The sequence below is a fragment of the Saccharothrix deserti genome, assembly GCF_009769385.1.
In the GTDB taxonomy this organism is placed as follows: domain Bacteria; phylum Actinomycetota; class Actinomycetes; order Mycobacteriales; family Pseudonocardiaceae; genus Actinosynnema; species Actinosynnema deserti.
Window position 1 is genome coordinate 443171 of record NZ_VKAB01000002.1, and the last position, 21310, is coordinate 464480.

The 21310-nt window shown below is 71.4% G+C and carries 18 protein-coding genes and 1 pseudogene; 12 read left to right on the plus strand and 7 right to left on the minus strand.

Annotated features, from left to right (window positions below; translation table 11 throughout):
• Window positions 1-4 precede the first annotated feature (4 nt).
• From FM051_RS16740 to FM051_RS16760, 5 genes are read left to right on the plus strand one after another with little or no spacing between them, the layout of a single operon-like run.
• A complete protein-coding gene (locus FM051_RS16740; RefSeq protein ID WP_158843900.1) occupies window positions 5-1543 on the plus strand; it encodes an ABC transporter substrate-binding protein in 1539 nt (512 codons plus the stop codon).
• Window positions 1540-2484, plus strand: coding sequence for an ABC transporter permease (locus tag FM051_RS16745; RefSeq protein ID WP_158843902.1), 945 nt, complete (start codon window positions 1540-1542; stop codon window positions 2482-2484). The genes FM051_RS16740 and FM051_RS16745 overlap by 4 nt, the downstream gene beginning before the upstream one ends.
• Window positions 2481-3269: an ABC transporter permease gene (locus FM051_RS16750; protein ID WP_158843904.1), complete on the plus strand. Its 789-nt coding sequence runs from the start codon at window positions 2481-2483 to the stop codon at window positions 3267-3269. Before FM051_RS16745 ends, FM051_RS16750 begins: the two co-directional genes overlap by 4 nt.
• A complete protein-coding gene (locus FM051_RS16755) occupies window positions 3266-4738 on the plus strand; it encodes an ABC transporter ATP-binding protein (protein ID WP_158843906.1) in 1473 nt (490 codons plus the stop codon). The genes FM051_RS16750 and FM051_RS16755 overlap by 4 nt, the downstream gene beginning before the upstream one ends.
• The gene (locus FM051_RS16760; RefSeq protein WP_158843908.1) at window positions 4735-5286 is read left to right on the plus strand and encodes a GNAT family N-acetyltransferase; all 552 of its coding nucleotides are present in this window, start codon (window positions 4735-4737) and stop codon (window positions 5284-5286) included. The genes FM051_RS16755 and FM051_RS16760 overlap by 4 nt, the downstream gene beginning before the upstream one ends.
• A gap of 217 nt (window positions 5287-5503) precedes the next feature.
• Here the strand turns inward: FM051_RS16760 and FM051_RS16765 are convergent, their stop codons facing one another.
• Window positions 5504-6358 carry an SDR family oxidoreductase gene (locus FM051_RS16765; RefSeq protein ID WP_158843910.1) on the minus strand — a complete coding sequence of 285 codons (855 nt, stop codon included), beginning with the start codon at window positions 6356-6358 and terminating at the stop codon, window positions 5504-5506.
• A gap of 61 nt (window positions 6359-6419) precedes the next feature.
• Window positions 6420-7277 carry a hypothetical protein gene (locus FM051_RS16770; RefSeq protein WP_158843912.1) on the minus strand — a complete coding sequence of 286 codons (858 nt, stop codon included), beginning with the start codon at window positions 7275-7277 and terminating at the stop codon, window positions 6420-6422.
• 229 nt (window positions 7278-7506) lie between these two features.
• On the opposite strand from FM051_RS16770, the gene FM051_RS16775 reads away from it, so the two are divergent.
• From FM051_RS16775 to FM051_RS51775, 5 genes are all read left to right on the plus strand, one after another.
• Entirely contained in the window at window positions 7507-9735 is a 2229-nt protein-coding gene (locus FM051_RS16775; protein ID WP_158843914.1) for a HAMP domain-containing protein, read from the plus strand.
• A complete protein-coding gene (gene pgsB, locus FM051_RS16780; protein WP_238412441.1) occupies window positions 9732-11204 on the plus strand; it encodes a poly-gamma-glutamate synthase PgsB in 1473 nt (490 codons plus the stop codon). The genes FM051_RS16775 and pgsB overlap by 4 nt, the downstream gene beginning before the upstream one ends.
• Window positions 11201-11686, plus strand: coding sequence for a poly-gamma-glutamate biosynthesis protein PgsC/CapC (locus tag FM051_RS16785; protein WP_158843916.1), 486 nt, complete (start codon window positions 11201-11203; stop codon window positions 11684-11686). Before pgsB ends, FM051_RS16785 begins: the two co-directional genes overlap by 4 nt.
• 20 nt (window positions 11687-11706) lie before the next feature.
• Complete coding sequence (locus tag FM051_RS16790) at window positions 11707-12735, plus strand: NlpC/P60 family protein (protein WP_158843918.1); 1029 nt, start codon at window positions 11707-11709, stop codon at window positions 12733-12735.
• 295 nt (window positions 12736-13030) lie between these two features.
• A complete protein-coding gene (locus FM051_RS51775; protein WP_158843920.1) occupies window positions 13031-14251 on the plus strand; it encodes a pectate lyase in 1221 nt (406 codons plus the stop codon).
• A gap of 80 nt (window positions 14252-14331) precedes the next feature.
• Here the strand turns inward: FM051_RS51775 and FM051_RS16800 are convergent, their stop codons facing one another.
• Window positions 14332-15009: a class I SAM-dependent methyltransferase gene (locus tag FM051_RS16800; protein WP_158843922.1), complete on the minus strand. Its 678-nt coding sequence runs from the start codon at window positions 15007-15009 to the stop codon at window positions 14332-14334.
• The gene (locus tag FM051_RS16805) at window positions 15006-16154 is read right to left on the minus strand and encodes a substrate-binding domain-containing protein (protein WP_158843924.1); all 1149 of its coding nucleotides are present in this window, start codon (window positions 16152-16154) and stop codon (window positions 15006-15008) included. The genes FM051_RS16800 and FM051_RS16805 overlap by 4 nt, the downstream gene beginning before the upstream one ends.
• Window positions 16155-16234: 80 nt before the next feature.
• Between FM051_RS16805 and FM051_RS16810 the strand changes: the two genes are divergently transcribed.
• Both FM051_RS16810 and FM051_RS16815 read left to right on the plus strand, forming a co-directional pair.
• Window positions 16235-16966: an ABC transporter ATP-binding protein gene (locus tag FM051_RS16810; RefSeq protein ID WP_158843926.1), complete on the plus strand. Its 732-nt coding sequence runs from the start codon at window positions 16235-16237 to the stop codon at window positions 16964-16966.
• Window positions 16963-17760 carry an ABC transporter permease gene (locus FM051_RS16815; protein WP_202918871.1) on the plus strand — a complete coding sequence of 266 codons (798 nt, stop codon included), beginning with the start codon at window positions 16963-16965 and terminating at the stop codon, window positions 17758-17760. Before FM051_RS16810 ends, FM051_RS16815 begins: the two co-directional genes overlap by 4 nt.
• 89 nt (window positions 17761-17849) lie before the next feature.
• Here FM051_RS16815 and FM051_RS51780 read toward each other — a convergent pair.
• From FM051_RS51780 to FM051_RS16830, 3 genes and pseudogenes are all read right to left on the minus strand, one after another.
• Window positions 17850-18050: pseudogene (locus tag FM051_RS51780) on the minus strand (sigma factor); the annotation flags it as partial.
• Window positions 18051-18216: 166 nt separating this feature from the next.
• On the minus strand, window positions 18217-19686 hold the full coding sequence (locus FM051_RS16825; RefSeq protein ID WP_158843928.1) for a glycoside hydrolase family 10 protein: 1470 nt from the start codon (window positions 19684-19686) through the stop codon (window positions 18217-18219).
• A 70-nt stretch (window positions 19687-19756) separates the two neighbouring features.
• Window positions 19757-21304 carry a glycoside hydrolase family 43 protein gene (locus FM051_RS16830; protein WP_158843930.1) on the minus strand — a complete coding sequence of 516 codons (1548 nt, stop codon included), beginning with the start codon at window positions 21302-21304 and terminating at the stop codon, window positions 19757-19759.
• Window positions 21305-21310 lie beyond the last annotated feature (6 nt).

Here is a 21310-nt window from a genome sequence, read left to right on the forward strand (position 1 = left end):
GACCATGCACCCCCTCAACCGCCGCGGTTTCCTCGGCCTCACCGCTGGTCTGTCGATCGCCGCTCTCACCGGCTGCGGGACGGCAAGCGGCCCGGCGTCCACCGCGTCCACGCCACGCGACGGCGGCCGGCTGCGCGCGGCGTTCGCGGGCGGCGGCGCCAAGGAGGTGCTGGACCCGCACCTGGCGAACCTGTTCGTGGAGGCCGCCCGGTCCAAGGCGCTGTACGACAAGCTCGCCGACCTCGGCCCGGACGTCTCGGCGCAGCCCAGACTCGCCGAGAAGTGGGAGCCCGACGCCACCCTGACCCACTGGCGGATCACCCTGCGCCAGGCCGCGTTCCACAACGGCCAGCCCGTGCGCGCGGACGACGTGCTGGCCAGTTACGCCCGCATCCTCGACCCCGGCCGCGCGTTCCGGGCCAAGTCCAGCCTCGCGCTGATCGACCTGCCGAACAGCCGCGCGGTGGACGACCGGACGGTCGAGTTCGCGCTGAAGCGGCCGTTCGTGGAGTTCCCCAACGCGCTCGCCGCGTTCGGCGCGTACATCGTGCCCGCCGGCACCGAGGACTTCACCAAGCCCGTCGGCTCGGGACCGTTCAGCTTCGTCTCGTTCGAGCCCGGCAAGTCGGTGCTGCTCAAGCGGTACGCCGAGTACTGGGAGGGCGCGCCGCACCTGGACGAGCTGGAGTTCGTGATCGCCAACGAGGAGTCGGCGCGGGCGAACGCGCTGCTCGGCGGCCAGGTCGAGTACGCGCACGACCTGACCCCGACCACCGCGCGCAGCCACGCGGCCAGTGACCGGATGGCGATCCACCGCGCGCCCAACAGCGCCGTGCAGGCGTTCGCGATGAAGCTGGACCGGCCGCCGTTCGACAACAGCGACCTGCGCGAGGCGCTGTTCCTGCTGGCCGACCGGCCGCAGCTGGTCGAGTCGGTGCTGGCGGGCAGCGGTCAGGTCGGCAACGACCTGTTCGGCAAGGGCTACCAGCACTACGCCGACGACATCCCGCAGCGCACCCGCGACCTGGACAAGGCGAAGTTCCTGATCCGCCGGGCCGGCGCCGAGGGGCTGACGGTCAAGCTGGACACGTCCACCGCGGCGGCCGGGATGGTGGAGGCGGCCACGGTGTTCGCCGACCAGGTCAAGGGCTCGGGGCTGACCATCGAGGTCGTCACCGGCAACAAGGACAGCTACTGGGCCGACACCTTGAAGAACGGGTCGCTGTCGAGCTTCCGGTCCGGCGCGATGCCGATCGAGACGCACATCGCGCAGCGCCTGCTGACCGGTTCGGGCACCAACGTGACCAAGTGGGCCAGGCCCGAGTTCGACGCCCTGTACGACAAGGCGGTGTCCACTGTGGACGCGGCCGAGCGCGGCGCGGTGTACCGGGAGATGCAACGCTCCCTGCACACCGAGGGCGGCTACCTGATGTGGGGCTTCGCGGACTGGATCGTCGGCGCCGCGCCACGGGTCGGCGGCATCTCCACCGCGCCCGCGAACACGCTGGACTGGGCGCGGTTCGACAAGGTGTGGTTGGGGTGAGCCTGCGCCGGTACGCGGCCCGGCGGCTGGCCATCGGCGCGGTCCAGGTGCTCGCCGTCGTCACCGTCGTGTTCCTCCTGGTGCAGGCGTTGCCGGGGGACGCGGCGGTGGCGTTGGCGGGCGACAACCCGGACCCTCGCCGGATCGAGGAGATCCGGACCGCGATGGGCCTGGACCGGCCGCCGCTCGACCGGTTCGGCGGGTGGCTGTGGGGTCTCGTGCACGGTGACTTCGGCGTGTCCCTGATCTCCGGCCGGCCCGTCGTGGAGTTCCTGCACGACGGGCTCGGCCCGACGCTCGTGCTGGCGCTGCTCGCCCTCGTACTGCTGATCCCGCTGTCGGTGCTGCTCGGCGTGCTGGCCGCGTTGCGCGAGGGCGGCGTGCTGGACCGGATCGTCACCACGGTCACCGTGGGGCTGCACTCGATCCCGGAGTTCGCGCTGGCCGTCGTGCTCATCGCGTTGTTCGGGGTGCAGCTGCAGTGGCTGCCGCCGACGGCGGTGGGTGCGGATCTGTTGGCGGAGCCCGCCGTGCTGGTGCTGCCGCTGGTGGTGCTCGTGGCCCGGCCGTTGTGCTCGATCAGCCGCCTGGTGCGGGCCGGGATGATCGACGCGCTGGCGTCGGACTACGTCCGGCACGCCCGCCGGCTGGGCATCGGGGTGAACCGCGTCCGGTTCGCGCACGCCCTGCCGACCGCGCTGGCGCCGGCCGTGCAGCAGGTGGCGCGGACCACCGACTGGCTGCTGGGCGGCGTGATCGTGGTCGAGGCGGTGTTCGTCATCCCCGGTCTGGGCACCACGCTGGTGGACGCGGTCGCGGGCCGTGACCTGCCGGTGGTGCAGGGGCTGGCGGTGGTCTTCGCGGTCACCACCGTGGTGGTGAACCTGGTCGCGGACCTGGTCGTGTTCCGGCTCGCGCCGCGATCGGTGGCGATCGCGTGAGCCGCTTGAATCCCGTGCGGGGCGTCGGCGCGCTGCTCGTCGTGGTGCCGTTGGCGTTGGCGCTGGTCGGGCCGTGGTTCGTGCCGGACTCCCCGACGAGGGGCGCGCCGTTCACCCCGAACTCGTCGTTGGGCACCGATTTCGTCGGCCGGGACGTGTGGCACCAGGTGCTCGCGGGCGGGCAGACGGTGGTGCTGGTCGCGTTGCTGGCGACGTTGTTCTCCTACGTCGTGGGCGTGCCGTGGGGCGTGATGGCCGCGATGTCACGGCCCCGGATCGTGGACGAGGTGCTGATGCGGCCCCTCGACCTGCTGCTCGCGGTGCCGTCCCTGCTCGTGCTGATCCTGGTGGCCGCCATCGCCGGCCCGGGTCTGCCGGTGCTGATCGGTGTCGTGGCACTGGTCAACTTCCCCGATGTGGCACGGATTTCCCGTGCCGCCGCGCTGGAGATCTCCGGACGTCCCGCCTTGGAGGCGATGCGGTTGCAAGGCGAGACGTGGTGGCGGACGTCCATCGTCTACACGGGACGGTCGATGCTGCGGACCCTGGCCGCGGACCTGGGCGTCCGGCTGACCGGTGCGCTCTACCTGGTCGCGTCGGCCAGCTTCCTCGGTGTCGGGGTGGCGCCGGACGCCGCCGACTGGGCCGTGATGGTCGACCGCAACCGGGTCGGTCTGTTCCTCCAGCCGTGGGCGGTGGTCGTGCCCGCGGTGCTCATCGTGGCGTTGTCGGTCGGGCTGAACCTGGTGTTCGACCGGGCACTGCGTGCGGAGGCGCGGACATGACGCCCGTGGTGCACGTCGAGGGCCTGCGCGCGGTGGCCGGGTCGAAGACCCTGGTCGACGGGGTGAGCTTCGCGCTGTCCGCCGGGCGGGTGGTCGCGCTGGTCGGCGCGTCCGGCAGCGGCAAGACCACCACGGGGCTGGCGCTGCTCGGCGAGCACGCGCCGGGGGTGGCGGTGAGCGGGCAGGTCACGGTGACCGGGCACGTCGGGTTCGTCCCGCAGCAACCGTCGGCGGCGCTGAACCCGGTGCGACGGCTCGGTGGCGTGTTCCGGGAGATCGCCGCGTTGCACCCCGGTGATCGGGACGAGCTGATCGCCACGGCACTGCGTCGCGCACGGGTGCCCGCCGAGTTGCTGCGCCGCTACCCGCACGAGCTGTCCGGTGGTCAGCAGCAGCGCGTGGTGCTGGCCCAGGCGCTGGTCGGCGATCCGGCGGTGATCGTCGCGGACGAGCCCACCACGGGCCAGGACCCGATCACGCGGGCCGAAGTGGTGGACGAGCTCGCGTCCGTCGTGGCTCAGGGTGTCTCGCTGGTCCTGCTCACGCACGACCTGGACGTCGTGCGCGCGTTGGCGGACGAGGTGGTCGTCCTGCGGTCGGGTCAGGTGGTCGAGGCGGGGCCGACGGCCGACGTGCTCGACCGGCCGCGCTCGGCGTACGCGGCTGCCTTGGTCGCCGCACAGCCCCGCGTCACGATGGCCTCGGGTCGCCCGCCCGCTCCGCCTCGGCTGGAGACCCGCGCGGTGACGGCGCGGCACGGCTCCACCACCGTGCTGCGTGACGTCGACGTGCAGGTGGGTGCGGGTGAATGCCTCGCGGTCGTGGGTCGGTCCGGCAGCGGGAAGACGACGCTCGCCCGGTGCCTCGCCGGGCTGCACCCCGCGTTCACCGGTGACGTGCTGCTCGACGGTCGGCCGCTGCCACGGTCGCTGCGCCGGCGTTCACGTGCCGAGCTGGCCGCCGTTCAGTACGTGTTCCAGGACGCCCGCGCGTCGTTCGACTCGTACCGCACGGTGCTCGACCAGGTGGGCCGCACCGCCGTGCGCCTTGGCGGGGTCACCGATCCCCGAGAGGTGGCGTTGGCGGAACTGGCCGCCGTGGGGCTGGACGAGGCGACCGTGACCCGCCGACCGGCGGGGTTGTCCGGCGGCGAGCTGCAACGGGCCGCGCTGGTGCGCGCGCTGCTCGCCCGGCCGGACGTGCTGGTGTGCGACGAGATCACGTCCGGGCTGGACACCCTGACCCAGGCGAGCCTGCTCGACCAGCTCGCCGCTTTGACCTGCACCGTGGTGCTGATCAGCCACGACCTGGCCGTGGTGGCGAGGCTGGCCGACCGCGTCGCCGTGCTGCACCAAGGACACGTCGTCGAGCACGGAGCGGCAGGCGACGTACTGGGCTCCCCCACCCATCCGGTGACCACTGGCCTCCTGGGCCGCGCAATGGAAGGAACAGAGGAGAAAAGGAAATGACCTTGTACCACCGCGAAGTAGGGCCCTACGAGGTCCGCCGGGCGACCGAGGCCGACCTGCCCGGCGCGCGCAGCGTCATGCTGGACACCTTCTACCACGAGTTCGGCTACGGCTACCGGCCCGAGTGGCACGGTGACGTGGTCGACCTCGACGGGGCGTACGTGCGGCCGGAGCGGCACGCGTTGTTCGTCGCGGTGAAGGGTGACGAGGTGGTGGCCACGACCGGTGTGCGCGCCACGGCGCCGTCCAGCCCGCCGCACCCGGCCTGGCTCGCCGCCCGTTACCCCGACGGCAGCACCGCCCAGCTGTTCCGCGTGTACGTGCGGCCCGAGCACCGGCGCTGCGGCCTGGCGCGGGCGTTGGTCGACATGGCCACGTCGTTCGTCGCGCGGACGCCGGGTTACGAAGCGCTGTACCTGCACACCGACACCAGGATCGCCGGGGCCGAGCCGTTCTGGCGGAGCGTGGCGACGGAGGTGCACGACGCGCGTGACGGCGACCCGATCAGCTTCCAGACCGTCCACTTCGAGATCCCGTTGGGACGCTGAGCGGCGGGGGTTTGAAACCAGGTGGGCAGACGGATGAGGTAACACGTCTGCCCACCCGGCAAGTTCGGGGGTGAGGCCGCTCCGGCTGTTCGCCGGGGTGCCTGCCTCTAGAGTGTTATCGCTAACAACTTTTGTCAAGGCCTGGTGACGGCACTGTGACATGACCGCGAACGTCGAGGCCAACCGCGCTGTTAACGTTAACAGCCAGTATCGAACGCTAACTCCCAGCAGCTCCGCGCCGGAGCAGATCCGCCAACGACGTGGCGGGGTGCCCGGTGAGGGTCGGAACGGCGTCGCCGACCTCGGAGAGCTCACCGTTCGCGATGGCGGTGTAGGTGGAGACCCACGCGTCCACCTGCCACCCAGGCGCGCCGTACGAGGCGCGTGAGCGATACGCCTCGTCGAGGGTCTCCGGGTGGTAGGTGATCGTCCGCCCGGTGGCTTCGGACAGCAGTGCCGCGGCCTCGTGCAACGTGAGCGCCCCCGGCCCGGTCAGGTCGTAGGTGCGGCCGACATGGGCGTCCGGGTCCGTGAGCACAGCAGTGGCAGCGTCCGCGATGTCGTCCTGCGCCACGGCGGCCACGCGACCGTCCCCGGCGGGGCCGCGCATCACGTCGTCGGGGCCGACGAAGGCGGGAAAGAAGTCGGCGTAGAGGTTGTCACGCAGGAACGTGAACTCCATGCCACTGGCCCGGATGTGTTCTTCGGTGGCCCAGTGGTCGCGCGCGAGCGTGAACGTGGCGTCCGGCGCCGCGCCGGCGAACGAGGTGTAGACCAGGTGCCCGACACCGGCAGCCGCCGCGGCGTCGACGAAGGCGCGGTGCTGGTCGACGCGGTCCCGCGATTCGGAGGCCGAGACCATGAGGACCGTCGGGATGCCGTCCAGGGCCTCCCGAACGGCGTCGTAGTCGGTGAAACTCGCCTTCGCCGTAGTCGCCCCCGGCAGCTCCGGCGCACGGGCGGGGTCACGGACCAGCAGCAGCTGGTCGATCCCGGCATCGGCGAGACGACGGGCAACGCGCCCGCCGAGGTGTCCGGTGGCGCCGGTGACAGCGATCAAAGGCGTCGACATGGCGGCGTGTTCCTCCCGATGTTCCGTCTGCTCCGGCGGATCAAGGCTTGCACAGATCTCCTCAGTCACCGTCGCCCAGGGCGTCTCCGATCACCCGGACGACCTCCCGCCACGCCGCCGGGTCTTCACGCACCGTCCGGTTGACCTCGACGTGGACGAAGACCGTCCCGTGCCTGGCGGCGGCCTCGCCCTGCTTGTTCCGCCTGCCCTCCAGCTCGCCGCAATCGCGCTCCCACGCCCGGCAGACGCGCAGTTCCCCCTCCAGGCCGGCGGCGACGCGTTCGACCAGGGCGCCCGCCTCTCCCGAGCCGGGTGAGAGCACCACGTCCGCCGACGGCAGGCTGTCGTCCTCGAAGCCGTGCAACTGCACTTGGGGCAGGCCTCGACGCGCGTGCTCCTCGGCCAGGGCGTGGAACCCGGAGTCGGTGCGGTGGGCGGCGTCGCCCGCGCCGCCCGCGACCCGGCGGTGGGTGCCGGCCACGGCGAGCACCGCACCGGGCACCCGGCGGAACAGTTCGACGCCGATCTCGTCGGTGCGCAGGTCGTTGGCCGGATGGGGCACCTGCACGACCACGCGCGCGGGCCGCGACGCGTCGATGACGTAGAAGCCCCATCCCCGCTTGGCATCGGGAGCGCTCGCGACGGCGACGTAGGGACGTCCGGTGTGCGCGTCGGTGCCCCGTTCCACGGTCAGGCCCAGCGCCTCGGTCGCGCCGGACGCCTCCGACGAGCCGCTGCCGAGTGCGGTGACCGCCTCGACGAACGCGCGCCGTTGCCGCTCGTCGGGCGGCACGTACGGGACGTCGTCGCGCAGGGCGGCGGCGAACTCGTCGAGTCGTGCTCCGAGACCGTCGGCCGAGGGCCCGGCGGGCGCCGGTTCGTCGGGCGGACCGGGCAAGGCGATGAGCAACCCGCCCACGGTGATGACGACAACCGTGAGTAACCAACTTGCACGTATTCGCAACCCCGCCACGTTACGTAATCTGCCTCACTTCATCCAGGCGAGACTCATATCCCCCGTGTGGGTGCAAAGCCTCGCATCTAGTGCACAATCTACGAGTTTGCGACAACGGGGTAGCGCGCTCGGGGAGCGCACCCTTTCCCAGGGTGACGGTCGGAGAGCTGTGGTGCGCCACCAAAGAATTACGGTGCGTGATGAACGGGTAAGACGCCTGCGGGCGCAACTCCCGGAGGCGGCGTTCCCGGCCACGGTCCGGACGCTGCCCGCACTGCTGTTGGTCCTGTTCCTGGCGCTCGCGGCGGCCACCGCCGTGCTGTTGGACGACCGCGAAGGGCAGGCCGTCCCCGGCGCCTTCCTCGAATCGCAGCGGGAACTCGCGGCGAGCGTGGCGCGGTCGGTCGGAGCGACGGCCAACCAGAGCCTGAGCGATCTGCGCGCGGCCTCGGCGGGAGCGGCACCCGAGGCGGTCGACCCGATGCTCGACGCACTCGTGCGCAGCCGGAAGTGGCGCGGCGCGGCGGTGTTCGCCGGGTCCTCACGCACGCTGGTCGCCACGCGGGGCGAACCGGTGCCGGCGCAGGCCATCCCGGCCTCGGTCAACGGCGCGGCCGTGACCTCGATGTCCGCCGCCAACGGCGAACTCGTCCTGATCACCACCACGGAGCTCCCGGGCGGGCGGCTCCTGGCCGCGACCACGGCCGTGCGGCTGCCCGAGGCGGAAGCGGACGAGCTCCTGCGGCAGTCGTTCGTGCTGACGACCCTGTCCGGCAAGGTCGTCGGAGCCACCGCATCACCCGCGCAGGACCGGGACACCCGGATCGCCGCGCTGGTCGCGGACGCGGGCCGGGCCGCGGGCGGCGGCACGCCCGGTGTCCGGCTCGGACCGGCCGAGGACCGGACCCAGCCGACCCTCGCCTACGCGCGGGTGACGCCGTCGAGCACCCCGGACGGCCTCGACCTCGCCGTGGTCGCGGTGGCCGACGGCCCGCTGTCCGGCAGCGACGCCGAAGGTTCCGGCCTCGTGCCCGCCGCCATCCTGGCGGCGCTCGCCGTCGTCGGGTTCGTCCTGGTCAAGCGGGTTGTCACCAGACCGGTCCTGGCCGCGCGCGCCGACCTGCTCGGCGTCGCGGCCGGCAACCTGGACACGGAGATCCGCTCTTCCTCCACCGGCGAAGTCGCCCGCATCGTGGCCGCCGCCCGGATGTGCCGTGACCGGCTCGTCGGTGACGACGATCATGACGACGACCGTGACGACACCGCGCCGCAGCGGCGTCGCGTGATCACGGCACGCGTGACGTCCGGCGTGGTCGCGCTGGCGGTCTTCGGCTGGTCTGCCGGGATGCTGGTGGCGTTCCGCACCACCGAAGTCGAGATCCACCCGGCGGTGGTGGCCAGTGTCCGGACCCAGACCGGCAAGGCCACCGACGCGCTGCGCCGCAGCATGAACGACGGCCTCGCCGACCTGGCGGCCGTCGCGGGCACGACCGGGAACGACGCCGCACTGAGGACGGCGCTGGAAGGGCTGCTGGCCGACCAGACCCGGTACCGCAGCCTCTACCTGGTCGACCGGAGTGGGACGGCAGGCGAACCGGTCGGCCGGCCACCGCTGCGCCGCACCGAGGCGCCCGCCGCGACCGCCGGTTTCCGCCAGCACAACCAGGTGGGACGGGTGCCGGTGATCCTCGCGGAGGTGCCCGTTCCCGGCCGCGGCACGACGCTGGTCGGCGAATTCGACCTCGACCACATCCGCGTCCTGCTGGACCAGGTCCCCGGTCACGCCCGCGTGGTCGACGGGGACTTCCGCACCATCAACGCCACCGACGGCTTCGTCGCCTTCGAGGAGGTGACCGCGGCCGGCCTGCGCGACAGCGCCGCGCGGGCCAAGCTCGGCGGCGCCGTCGGCGAGATCCGGCAGGGTTCCGACGGGCCGGCGATCGTGGCCTCCGCCGCCGTGCTCGGCGGCGAGGTGGAGCGGCTGGGCTGGACCGTGGTGACCGAGCTGCCCGGCGGCGAACTGGCGCTGCCGGTGAACCAGACCCGCCGGCACGCACAGCTGGTCGCGCTCATCGGCGCCCTGGTCGCGTTGTTCGGCTACGGGTGGCTGCTGTTCACCGTGCTCGGACCGCTGCGCCGGGTGGCGCGGGCGGCCGACCTGCTGGTGGCGGGCGACCTCCGGTCGGTGATCTACCCGCAGCGCCACGACGAGATCGGCACGATCGCCTCCTGCCTGGAGATCTGCCGACAGGCCGTGGTCCAGGGACCGGACCGGCTGGGCGAGGTCCGCCGTCCGCGCGGCGCGGCCACCGATCCGACGCTGCTGATGAAGCCGGTCGAACGGCCCGCGCCCACCACGCGCTCCCCACGCCGACGTGCTCCGGAACGTCCGCGCCCCAAGGTCGGACGGGGCTCGGCGTGACCTACCTGTACGTGGTCTTCCTGATCCTCACCACGGGCCTGCTCGCCGCCGGCGTCCTCGAGCAACGCCGGCACCTGGCCCAGCTGCACCACATCGAGCACCGTGTGCTGGTCAACGGCATCCGCGGCAAGAGCTCCATCACGCGCCTGTGCGCGGGCGCGCTGCGCGGCGGCGGGCTCGTCACCACGGCCAAGACGACGGGGACGGCGGCGCGGTTCATCCACCCCGACGGGAGCGAGGAGCCCGTCTACCGCAAGTGGGGCATCGCCAACGTCGTGGAGCAGATCGGCATCGTGCGGCGGGCCGCGGCGTACCGGTCCGACGCGTTGGTCATCGAGTGCATGGCGGTGATGCCCGACCTCCAGGAGATCAACCAGAGCAAGCTGATCCGGTCCACCATCGGCGTGCTGTGCAACGTGCGGGAGGACCACCTGGCCGAGATGGGCCCCACGCTGGACGACGTGGCCCGCTCGCTGAGCCGGTCCATGCCGGTCGGCGGCGTCTGCGTGACCGCCGAACGCGACCGGCTGCACATCCTGGAGGAGGAGGCGGCCGAGCGGGACTGCGAGTTGATCGCGGTGGACCCGGAGTCGGTCACCGACGAGGAGATGGCCGGGTTCGGCTGGGTCACGTTCAAGGAGAACGTGGCGATCGCGCTGGCGGTGGCGGACCTGCTGGGCGTCAACCGGCGACTGGCGTTGGCGGGCATGTGGGCCGCCCCACCGGACCCCGGCGTGTTGTCCGTGCAGACGCGGGCGGTGGGCGGCAAGCGGGTCAAGCTCGCGAACGTGTTCGCCGCCAACGACCCCGAGTCGACGTTGATGAACGTCGAACGGCTGCTGGAGCAGGGCTCGATCGCACGCCCGTTGCACGTCGTGATCAACTGCCGCCCGGACCGGGTCGAGCGCAACCGGCAGATGGGCGCGCTGATCGCCCGGATCGACCCCGACCGGGTCGTCCTGATCGGCGACCCGACCCGCAGTGCGCGTGCCACCATCGACGAGGCCTGGCAGGACCGCGTCACCGACCTCGGCGGCGCCCGCGGCCCCGAGGACCTGCTCGACGCGATCCTGGCCGATGTGGACGGCACCGCCTCCCTGGTGGCCATCGGCAACATCCACGGTCAGGGCGAGGTGCTGCTCGCGGCCCTGGAAGGGCTCGAAGAGGTCGCGCCGGACGAGCGGCCGGCGGCACGTGAACAGCCCCCGGCCCGGCCGCCGCGCATCGCGCCACCCGTGCGCGACCGGCACGAGGCGCACCGAGGCATGCGCGGCAACCTCTTCGAACCGCCGCCGCCCCGGCACCACCAGGCCCACCGTCCGCGGCGGCCCCACCCCCACGGCGCACACCCGTCGACCGCCCAACCGCCCGACCCCCGGCTGCCCGACCCCCGGCCCCACGGCACCCCGCCTCACGGCACGCCGCCCCACGGCACCCCGCCCGCGCCTCGACCCAGGAAGCACTCGTGACCAACGGATCCCTCCTCCTGCCCGAGGTGGCCACCCTCGGCCTCGCCATCGGCCTGGTGTTCTCGCTGGCGTGCTACCTCACCACCAACCTGTCGCCAGGTGGGATGATCACGCCGGGGTGGCTGGCGCTGACCCTCGTCGAGGACTACCGGCGGGCGCTGCTGGTGGTGGTCATGAGCGCGGTGACCTTCGGCGCGGTCAAGCTGCTGCAACGGGTCGTGATCCTCTACGGCAAGCGGCTGTTCGCCGCCGTGGTGCTCACCGGGGTGTTGCTCCAGACGACGTTGTTCATGCTCATCCAGAGCGACTACCCACTGCTGTTCGCCCACCAGACGCTCGGCTTCGTGGTGCCGGGCCTGATCGCCTACCAACTCGTCCGGCAGCCTCCGGTCGTCACGGTGCTCGCCACGGGTACGGTCAGCGCCGCCGGCTACGGCGTGCTGGCCAGCGGCGTGCTGGTCGGGCTGGTGCCCACGGTGTGAACGGACTCGCTGGAGGTTCGGTGAACGGGAGAAGCGGGCGTCTGGCGCTGGCGGGCGTCGTCGCGGCCGTCGCGGTCGTGGCGGGTGTCGTGTGGTGGCCGGACAGGTCCGCCGACGTCCCTCCGGTAGGACACCTGGAGACCCCGCTCGCCCAGCAGGACCACGCCGCGCCACTGTCCGAACTGGCCTTCGAACGGGTCACCGGACCCGCCCGCACCGTCGTGCGCGACCAGACGGGCGCGATCGTCGCGACGTTCACCGACGACGCCAGGACCGCCGTGATCAACGGCCCGCGCCGCTCGTTCAGCGAGCCGAAGGCAACCACCGCCGTGATCAACACCTCCGCGTGGGTGCGGTTGCTGCCCCAGCCGTGGCGGGCCGGGTCGGAGAGCGCCGACTGGTTCCGGACCTGGTTCCGGGACGCCCGGCAGGACACCAGCCCGGACGTTCTGGCGATCGCCACGGAGTACACCGTCGACGCGCCCGCCGAGACCGACGCCAAGGGCGTGCGCTTCCGCGGTGACGCGTCTTTCGGGCCGGTCAAGGCGTCCGGGGCGGGACGGCAGGAGCAGTCGGACTTCTACGACTACCTCGGTGTGCCGTGGGAGTTCGCGAACGGTTCCAGCGGGCAGCCGGAGAACAGCCGCTACGGCGCCGTGGACTGCTCGGGCTACATCCGACTCGTGTTCGGTTACCGCCTGGGAATGCCCCTGCTCGGCACCAACACCGCGGGTCCCGGCATCCCCCGGCGCGCGTACGCGATCTCGGAGTTCGGCCCCGGCGTCCAACTGGTGCCGAACGAGCGCCGCCGCGCCACCGACTACGGCGTCCTGCAACCCGGTGACCTGGTGTTCTTCGAGGTGGAGGACGACCAGGACACGCTCGACCACGTCGGCATCTACTTCGGCCTCGACAGCAACGGCCACCACCGGTTCATCTCCAGCCGGGAACGCATCAACGGACCGACGCTCGGCGACGTCGGCGGCACCTCGCTGCTGGACGACGGCGGCCACTACTCGACGGCGTGGCGGTCCGCCCGACGCCTCTGAGACCACCGCCTGGATCTCCGCGGGATTCAACCCGGGCGAAAAGGTCTTCAGCGAATCGACAGGTTTGTTCAGCCCGCTGATCCGTAGATATACAAAGCCGAACTATTACGGCCAAAACAAGCGCGCGTTCCCGAACGCCCGCAATTCACGTGCATGAACATTCTGTCGATTCCGACGGGTTCGGGCTACGGTCTTCTGGGAGCGCTCCCAGAAGCCTGCCGCCGAAGTAACCGCTGTTCACAGATGTGCACCACTGGGAGTCGTTCGGCCAACCCTGCTCGCGAGGAGGCGACGCATGAGTCTGCGCACAGGCAAGCGCAAAAGAACGTTGACCGGGCGGATCGCGGCGATCACGGCCGCGGCCTCGGTGACGACGGTGACCGCGGCATTGGTGGTGGTCGGCGGTCAGAGCGCGTACGCGGCCGTCGGGTGTCGCGTCGACTACACCGTCACCAACCAGTGGAGCGGCGGCTTCGGCGCGAACGTCACGGTCACGAACCTCGGTGACGCGCTGTCGAGCTGGACCCTGGAGTGGAACTTCACCGCGGGCCAGCGCGTCGACCAGCTCTGGAGCGGCGAGTTCAGCCAGTCCGGCAGCACCGTGACGGTCAAGAACGCCTCGTGGAACGGCTCGATCGCCACCGGCGCGTCGGTGACGCCCGGCTTCAACGGCACGTGGACCGGCTCGAACCCGGCACCGACTTCGTTCAAGCTCAACGGTGTGACGTGCACCGGCTCGCCCAGCAGCACGTCCCCCTCGACGTCGACCTCCACGTCCACGTCCACCTCCACCACGACGCGGCCGACCACGACCACCACTACCAGCAACCCTGGCGGCGGTGACGGCAGCGGGCCGTGGCCCGCGGACACCGGCAGCGTGCACCAGACCACGACCAAGGACGCCGGTACGTTCTTCGACGGTGGGATGAAGCGGTACTACGGCATCGGTGACGGTGGTCAGGGCGAGAGCCAGGACCCGATGTTCGAGGTGGCCAACGGCGGCACCATCCAGAACGTCATCATCGACGCGCCCGCCGGTGACGGCATCCACTGCCTGGGCACCTGCACGATCCGCAACGTGTGGTGGAACGACGTCGGCGAGGACGCGGCCACGTTCCTGTCCCCCAGTTCCTCGGCCACCTACCTGGTGGACGGCGGCGGCGCGAAGTCCGGCGCGGACAAGGTGTTCCAGCACAACGGCGCGGGCACCCTCACCATCCGCAACTTCCAGGTGCACAGCTCCGGCAAGCTCTACCGGGCCTGCGGCAACTGCACCAACTCCTACCAGCGGCACGTGGTGATGGACGGCATCACCGCCCGCTCCACCAAGGTGCTGGCCGGTATCAACACCAACTGGGGCGACACCGCCCGGTTCTCCCGGATCACCGTGTACGGCAGCACCACGATCTGCGAGAAGTACAAGGGCGTGCCGAAGGGCAGCGAGCCCACGAAGATCGGCGAAGGCGCGGACGGCGTGAACTGCTTGTACTCACCGTCCGACATCACCCAGCGATAGCGGCTGGAGATCCACAGCGGTGCGGGCGCGGAAGAGGGACATCCCCTTCCGCGCCCGCGCCACCGACTCCTACTGGGCGATCAGGCGGACGGGGAGTTCCAGACCACGCCGCACAGGTAGAGGTCGAGGGTGTCGTCCAGGTGGGCGCCCGGGAAGGCCTGCCGGTAGTGGGCGTGGCATTCCCCGCGCGTCGGTGGGGTGTTCCGCGCTACGTGGTCCAGCCAAGTCGGGTGCAGGCGCAGGCGGAGGACGTCCAAGGCCACGCCGGGCGACCTGTGCCGGACGGACATCATGGTGGCCACCCGGAACGCCTGCGCGCGGTGCCACAGGGGGTGGCGGTTCGGTGGGTTCACCACGTCGATCACCACCAAGCGGCCACCGGGGGCGACGAGCGACCTCACGTGCGGCAGGACGCGGGGGTAGTCGCGCAAGGCGAAGAGGGTGTTCACGGCCAGCACGAGGTCGAAGCGCCCGTCCCGGTCCGCTGTCACGTCGAAGAGGTCCCGGGCCTGGTAGGTGATGTTGGGGCGAGCGTTGTCGGCCTCCGCCAGGGCGATCTCGCGTGCGGCGCCGTCCACGGCCAGGACTTCCGCGTAACGGTCCGCCAGCAGGCCGCTGTACCGGCCCGAGCCGCAGCCGAGGTCCAGTGCCCGCCCACCGTCGCCGACGACGCCCGTCAGCCACGGTCGGTACAGGACGTCGGTGATCTCCGCGTACCGTTGGTAGCGGCGGGCCAGGATGTCGAAGTGCGTGGTCACCAGGTGATCGCCGGGTCGACGAACGCGTTGCTCACCAGGTCTTCCGGCTTCAGCCCGGTCGGGACGGCGCGGCGTTTGGCTTCCTGCAACGGCTTCAGGTCCTCGATGAGCTTCGCCACGCGGGTCGCGTCGAAGTCGCCGATCGTCGGCGTCACGCCGTCGTGGCCAAGGCCCAGTCCGCGGATCTGCTCGCCCGCGTACCGGGCCCGTTCGACGCTGTACTCCGTTCCCGCGTTGAGCTCGCGGACCATCCGCACCAACGCCTCGTCGGTCGCCGCCGGGTCCGCGGAGTAGGCGCGCGTGCTGCGTTGCAACATCGGCACGAGCTTCTTCAGGCACGGGCTCAGCCGCTCGACCTCCGCCGACGACACCGCGAGCGTCTCCGGGTAGATCGGGTAGCCGCTGTCGTGCACCAGGGCGAACCCCACCGGACGCCGCCACGCGTCGATCTCCTGCTCGTACCGGTACGGCTCGTTGGTCGCGTACCCCTGCTGCGCGATCGCGCCGTCGGCCGCGACGAACCGCGCCGGCGCGCCGTCGTAGGAGCCGTCCACCTGCGCCTGCTTCAGCTGTCCACTGTGGATCAGGTAGTCCATGTAGGACGCCCCGTTGGCGTACACCACCGTGGTGCCGGTGCGGCCGATGTCGGCGATGGAGCGCCAGTCCGGGTGGTGCTCCTCCGACCACATGATCATCTGCGGGCTCTTGTCCAGCGGCGCGAAGACCGCCGTCGTCGGGAACGTCGCCGCCTCCTGCACCGCCTCGTCGGTGGCGATGCTGCCCAGCGTGATCGACGGGTCCGCCGCCATCAGCGCCGACACCCGCTGGAACCCGGTCACCGGCCCGCCCGCGCGGACCTGGAGCCGCACGCCCGTGTCGCGCCCGTCGTCCAGCAACGGCCCTTCGACGGCCTTGCGCCGGTCGTCCACGGTGAAACCGCTGCCCAACAGCCGGTACAGACCGCCGTGCTCGGCCTGCGGGAACCAGTTCATCTGCACCACGACGGTGTCCGGGCACGTCCCGCGCAGCGACTCGGCGGCGGGCGGCAGCGACTCACCGCCCGGCCCACCCTCGGGCGTCGTGCACGCGGCCAGCAACAACACCGATAACGCGAGTAACGACGACGCGCGCCGGGCAGACGACATGAACATCATCTTGGCACAGTGGCGAACCCGCTCGTGTGCCATTCTTCGGGTGTGGAAGTCTCCCGGCGGGGAGGTTGGCCATGGGGGAGCTGCTGGCGCTGGACGACGTCGACGTGTCGTTCCCCGGCGGGGTGCACGCGGTGGACCGGGTCGGTCTGCACGTCCGTGCCGGCGAGATCGTCGCGCTGATGGGACCGTCGGGTTGCGGCAAGAGCACGGTGTTGCAGGTCGCCGCCGGGTTGCGCGCGCCGACGTCGGGCACGGTCACCCGGCACACCGACCGGATCGGCTACGTCTTCCAGGACCCCACCCTGCTGCCGTGGCGGACCACGCGGCGCAACGTCGAGCTGTTCGGCGAGTTGGACGGCCTGCCCAGGACCGAACGCCGCGCCCGCGCGGACCGGGTGCTGACGGCGGTCGGGCTGGCGGAGTTCGGCCACGTCAGGCCGGCGCGGCTGTCCGGCGGCATGCGGATGCGGGTCGCGTTGGCGCGGGCGCTGCTGGTCGAGCCGGAGCTGTTCCTGTTCGACGAGCCGTTCGCCGCGCTGGACGAGCTGACCCGGCACGAGCTGGGCGACGAGCTGCTGCGGCTGTTCGCACGGCACGGGTTCGGTGCGCTGTTCGTCACGCACTCGGCGGGCGAGGCCGTGTACCTGGCGGACCGGGTGCTGGTGATGTCCCCGCGGCCGGGCCGGATCGTGGGCGAGGTGGCCGTGCCGTTCGGCTATCCCCGTCCGCCGGAGCTGCGGTCGAGTCCCGAGTTCGCGGCGTTGGTGGGGTCGGTGTCGCAGACGTTGGTGCGGGCCTCGTGAAGGTCCGGATCGTGCGGATGGCGAAGAAGGTCCTGCCGCCTTTGGCGGTGTTGCTGGTCGTGCTCGGCGCGTGGACGTTCGTCAGCCACGTCGTGCTGTCGCCGCGCCGCCGGTTCCTGCTGCCGCCGGTGGACGAGGTGGTCCGGGTCGGGTTCGGCGATCCGGACAACCTGGCCGAGTTGCTCGCGGCGTTGTCGCTGACCAGCCGGGTGGCGGGGTTGGGGCTGCTGATCTCGGTGGTGCTGGGCGTGGGGTTGGCCGTGCTGATGGCGCAGTCGCGGTGGCTGGAGCGCGCGGTCTACCCGTACGTCGTGGTGGTGCAGACGATCCCGGTGCTGGCGCTGGTGCCGTTGTTCGGGTTCTGGTTCGGCTTCGGGTTCGCGAGCCGGGTGCTGGTGTGCGTGCTGCTGTCGCTGTTCCCGTTGGTGGCCAACACGTTGTTCGGCATCCGGTCCGTGCCCGAGGCGCAGCACCAGCTCTTCGACCTGCACCGGGCCGGGCGGTGGACGCGGCTGTGGAAGCTCCAGCTGCCTGCCGCGCTGCCCGCGATGTTCACCGGCTTGCGGATCGCGTCGGGCGGGAGCGTCATCGGGGCGGTGGTCGGCGACTTCTTCTTCCGCCAGGGCGAGCCGGGCCTGGGCGTGCTGATCGACCAGTACCGGTCCCAGCTCGCGTCGGCCCGGATGTTCGCGGCGGTGATCCTGGCGAGCGCGCTGGGCATCGCGGTGTTCGTGGTGTTCGGGGCCCTCGCCCGCTGGGTCGTCGGACGGTGGCACGAGTCGGCGGACGGCTGACGACGGCAAGACCGCACGACCGCACCGGAGACGCCGGTCGTGGTCCCGGGGAAGCCGCGGTGGGCTTCCCCGGGACCACGGATCACGGCCCGCACCAGCACTTTGCGCACGTACGCGTCGACCCGCCCATCCCGGTCCAGCCGCCCCCAGTGCACGTAGACCTTGGCCAGCGCGGTCTGCGCCAGGTCCTCGGCCTTGTGCCAATCACCGCACAACAAGAAGGCGGTCCGCCGGACGACGGCCGCCCGTGCCTCGAAGTACGCCCGGAACTCGCGGTCCCGATCGTGCACGTGACACCTCCCTCACTCGGTCACCCCCAATACGGCGTCCGCCGGCACCCCGTTGCCTGGAACTTTAGGTAACCGGTGATCACGGGAAGTGACGAGCCCGGGGTGGCCGGCCGCGAAACGCCTCTGGGGGCCGGCCGCAGCCGACCCCCAGAGGGGAGGGGAGATCTCAGCCGACGGTGCAGGTGACGTTCGCCGGCACCGGGTTGGAGCCGGTCCACGAGCCGACGAAGCCGAACGACGTGCTGCCGTTGCCGCCGAGCGAACCGTTGTAGCTCGCGTTGCGCACGCTGACGTCCCGCCCGCTGGTGGTGGCCACGCCGTTCCACACGTTGCCCAGGCTCTGGCCCGCCACGAGGGTCCACTTCACGGTCCAGCCGCTGATGGTGGACGAGGAGTTGTTCCGCACGGTCACCTCGCCCTGGAAGCCGCCGTTCCACTGCCCGGTGACCTTGTAGGTCGCGGTGCAGCCCGTGGTCCCACCGGTGGTCGTCGTAGTAGTGGTGGTGGTGGGCGTGCCGCCGAGAGCCTCGTACACGGCCCAGTAGGACGGCTTCTTGCCGAAGTTCTCGTCGTAGATCAGCGCCGCGCCCTCACCGGGGAAGACGGAGGGGATCCACGAGTAGCCGTCGGAGAAGTCCCAGACGGTGATGCCGACGCACCGGCTCACGGCGAGGCAGGCGTTCACCACGGTGCGGTAGTCGTTGGCCTGCTGGGCGTCCTTGGTCGCGTCACGCGGGACCTGCATCCGGATGTCCAGCTCCGTGATCGCGACGTCCACCCCGAGGTCGGCGAAGCGCTGGATGTTCTGCCGCATCGTGCTCGGCACCTGCCCGAGGATCAGGTGGGCCTGCATGCCGACGCCGTCGATCGGGATGCCCTGCTGCTTGAACGACTTCACCATGTCGTACACGGCATCGCTCTTCGCGCCGATGCCCTCGATGTTGTAGTCGTTGTAGTACAGCTTGACGTTCGGGTCGGCGGCACGGGCGGCCTTGAACGCCTCCGCGATGTAGCTGTCGCCGATCTTCTGCTGGAACACGGACTGCCGCCGGGCGCCGTTCTCCTCGAACGCCTCGTTCACCACGTCCCAGTGCACCAGCTTGCCCTTGTAGTGACCGGCCACGTTGGTGATGTGGTTGCGCATCACGCCGAGCAGTTCGCCGGCCGGCACGTCGTTGACCCAGCCGGCGAGCTGGTTGTGCCAGACCAGGGTGTGGCCGCGCACGGTCTGGTTGTGCGCTTGCGCGAAGGCGACGATCTGGTCGGCCTGGGTATAGTCGAACTGCCCGCGGCTGGGCTCGATGTACTGCCACTTCTGCGTGTTGCCGACGGTGATCTGGTTGAACTCGCTGCCCAGGACGTCGGTGTAGGGCACGTTGGTCAGCGTCGGGTTGTCCGTCGCCGAACCGAAGTACCGGCCCTTGGCGGCGGCGAGTTGTCCGAGCGTGGGCGCGGCGTCGGCACCGGACGAGTCGGCACCGGACGAGTCGGCACCGGACGAGTCGGCACCGGACGAGTCGGCACCGGACGAGTCGGCGTTGGACGGTGCGGCGACCGCCATGCCGACGGCCAGCGCACCCGCGACCGCGGCGACCGCCGCCGCGTACAGGCGCGGTCGGCGTGAGGTGGGGGACATTCGTTGTCTCCTTCACTTCAGGTGGTGGAACAGGGTCGGACGAACGCCTCCGAGACCGGTTCACCGGCCGTCAGGGTTCGAGTGGCGCGTCGCCGGTGATCTCCTCGTAGTCGAACCAGTCGAACGACGCGGTGCCCTCCGTGACGTACATGCCGATCACCCGTCCGGTGAAGCCCGCGGCGACCTCGGTGGACAGGTAGCGACCGTCGAGGCTCGCCAGGGCCACCGGCTCACCGGCGTCCACCGAGAACGTCAGGGTGTCCGGACCGGCCAGGCCGACCGCGGCACCGTCCGACGGCGGCAGCGGGACGCCCGTGCGGGTGGTCACGACGAGCGTCAGCGGACCGTCCGGGACGGGCTGCTCGGCCACGCACTGGCGCAGGGGGCCGATGCGGGCGATGACCCGGGCGTGCCCCTCCGCCACCTCCAGGTCGTAGTGGTGGGCTTCGTCCATCCGCACCGACAGCCCTGCTCGCACCGACAGCCCGGCCCGCGCCGGCCCCGGATCCAGCCGGACGGCCACCCGGCAGTCGAGGTGCTGCTGACGTCGGCCGACGAACGTGTGGCCGGGCCGGTCGAGGGTCGGGCCGGTCGCGTGCAGGGTGAGCCGGCCGGGACGTTCGTCCAACGACCACGAGCCGTCCGGCCGGCCGCGCGGTGAGATCCACTGCGGCGCCAGGTCCGGCGCGTCGAAGTCGTCACGCGGCGCGGGCGGTTCGACGGGGTGCCAGGCGTTCGGCGCCGGGTGGCGCGGTTCGACGGGACCGACTCGCGGCCACCCGTCCACCCACTCCACCGGCGTGAGGAAGGTTTCCCGCCCCAGCACGTGGTACCCCGGCGTGAAGCCCTTCGGCCTGGTCGCGAGCAGCACCATCCACCACGAACCGTCCGGTGTGGACACGAGGTCGGCGTGGCCGGTGCTCTGGATCGGCAGGTTGGTGCTGCGGTGCGTCAGAACGGGGTTGTCCGGAGCCGGTTCGAACGGCCCGCGCGGCGAGCGCCCCCGCGCCATGGCCACGGTGTGGCCGCGTTCCGTGCCGCCCTCGGCGATCAGGAGGTACCACCACTCGCCGATCCGGTACAGGTGCGGCGCTTCGGGGTACTGCAACCCCGTGCCCGACCAGATGGGCCACGGCCCTTCCAGCACGACGCCCGCTTCCGGGTCGATGCGCGCCACCTGGACGCCGGAGAACGCGCACCAGCAGTTGCCGTCCTCGTCCCAGGCCAGGTCGGGGTCGATGCCCGGCAGGTCGATCCACACCGGGTCCGACCACGGCCCTTCCGGGCGTTCGCTGGTGACGATGAAGTTGCCGCCGGCCGACACGTTCGTGGTGATCATCCAGAACCGGCCGTCGTGGTGGCGGATGGTCGGCGCGTACACGCCGCCCGAGGACGACGCCTTCGGCGGCAGCTGTTCGGGCCGGTCCAGCACGTTCCCGAGCTGCCGCCAGTGCACCAGGTCCCGGCTGTGCATGATCGGCACGCCGGGGAAGTACTCGAAGCTGGAGCAGACGAGGTAGTAGTCGTCACCGACCCGGCACACGCTCGGGTCGGGGTGGAACCCGCCGATCACGGGGTTGTCGTAGCACCGCGCCGGGGCGTCGGGTTCTGTCCGCACGGGCAA

Excerpts from the sequence above, each read along its gene's own strand:
- FM051_RS16755 (WP_158843906.1), top strand. The coding sequence starts at position 3,266 with ATGACGCCCGTGGTGCACGTCGAGGGCCTGCGCGCGGTGGCCGGGTCG.
- FM051_RS51775 (WP_158843920.1), top strand. The coding sequence starts at position 13,031 with ATGAGTCTGCGCACAGGCAAGCGCAAAAGAACGTTGACCGGGCGGATC.
- FM051_RS16765 (WP_158843910.1), bottom strand. The coding sequence starts at position 6,358 with ATGTCGACGCCTTTGATCGCTGTCACCGGCGCCACCGGACACCTCGGC.
- FM051_RS16760 (WP_158843908.1), top strand. The coding sequence starts at position 4,735 with ATGACCTTGTACCACCGCGAAGTAGGGCCCTACGAGGTCCGCCGGGCG.
- FM051_RS16810 (WP_158843926.1), top strand. The coding sequence starts at position 16,235 with ATGGGGGAGCTGCTGGCGCTGGACGACGTCGACGTGTCGTTCCCCGGC.
- FM051_RS16740 (WP_158843900.1), top strand. The coding sequence starts at position 5 with ATGCACCCCCTCAACCGCCGCGGTTTCCTCGGCCTCACCGCTGGTCTG.
- FM051_RS16805 (WP_158843924.1), bottom strand. The coding sequence starts at position 16,154 with ATGTCGTCTGCCCGGCGCGCGTCGTCGTTACTCGCGTTATCGGTGTTG.
- FM051_RS16825 (WP_158843928.1), bottom strand. The coding sequence starts at position 19,686 with ATGTCCCCCACCTCACGCCGACCGCGCCTGTACGCGGCGGCGGTCGCC.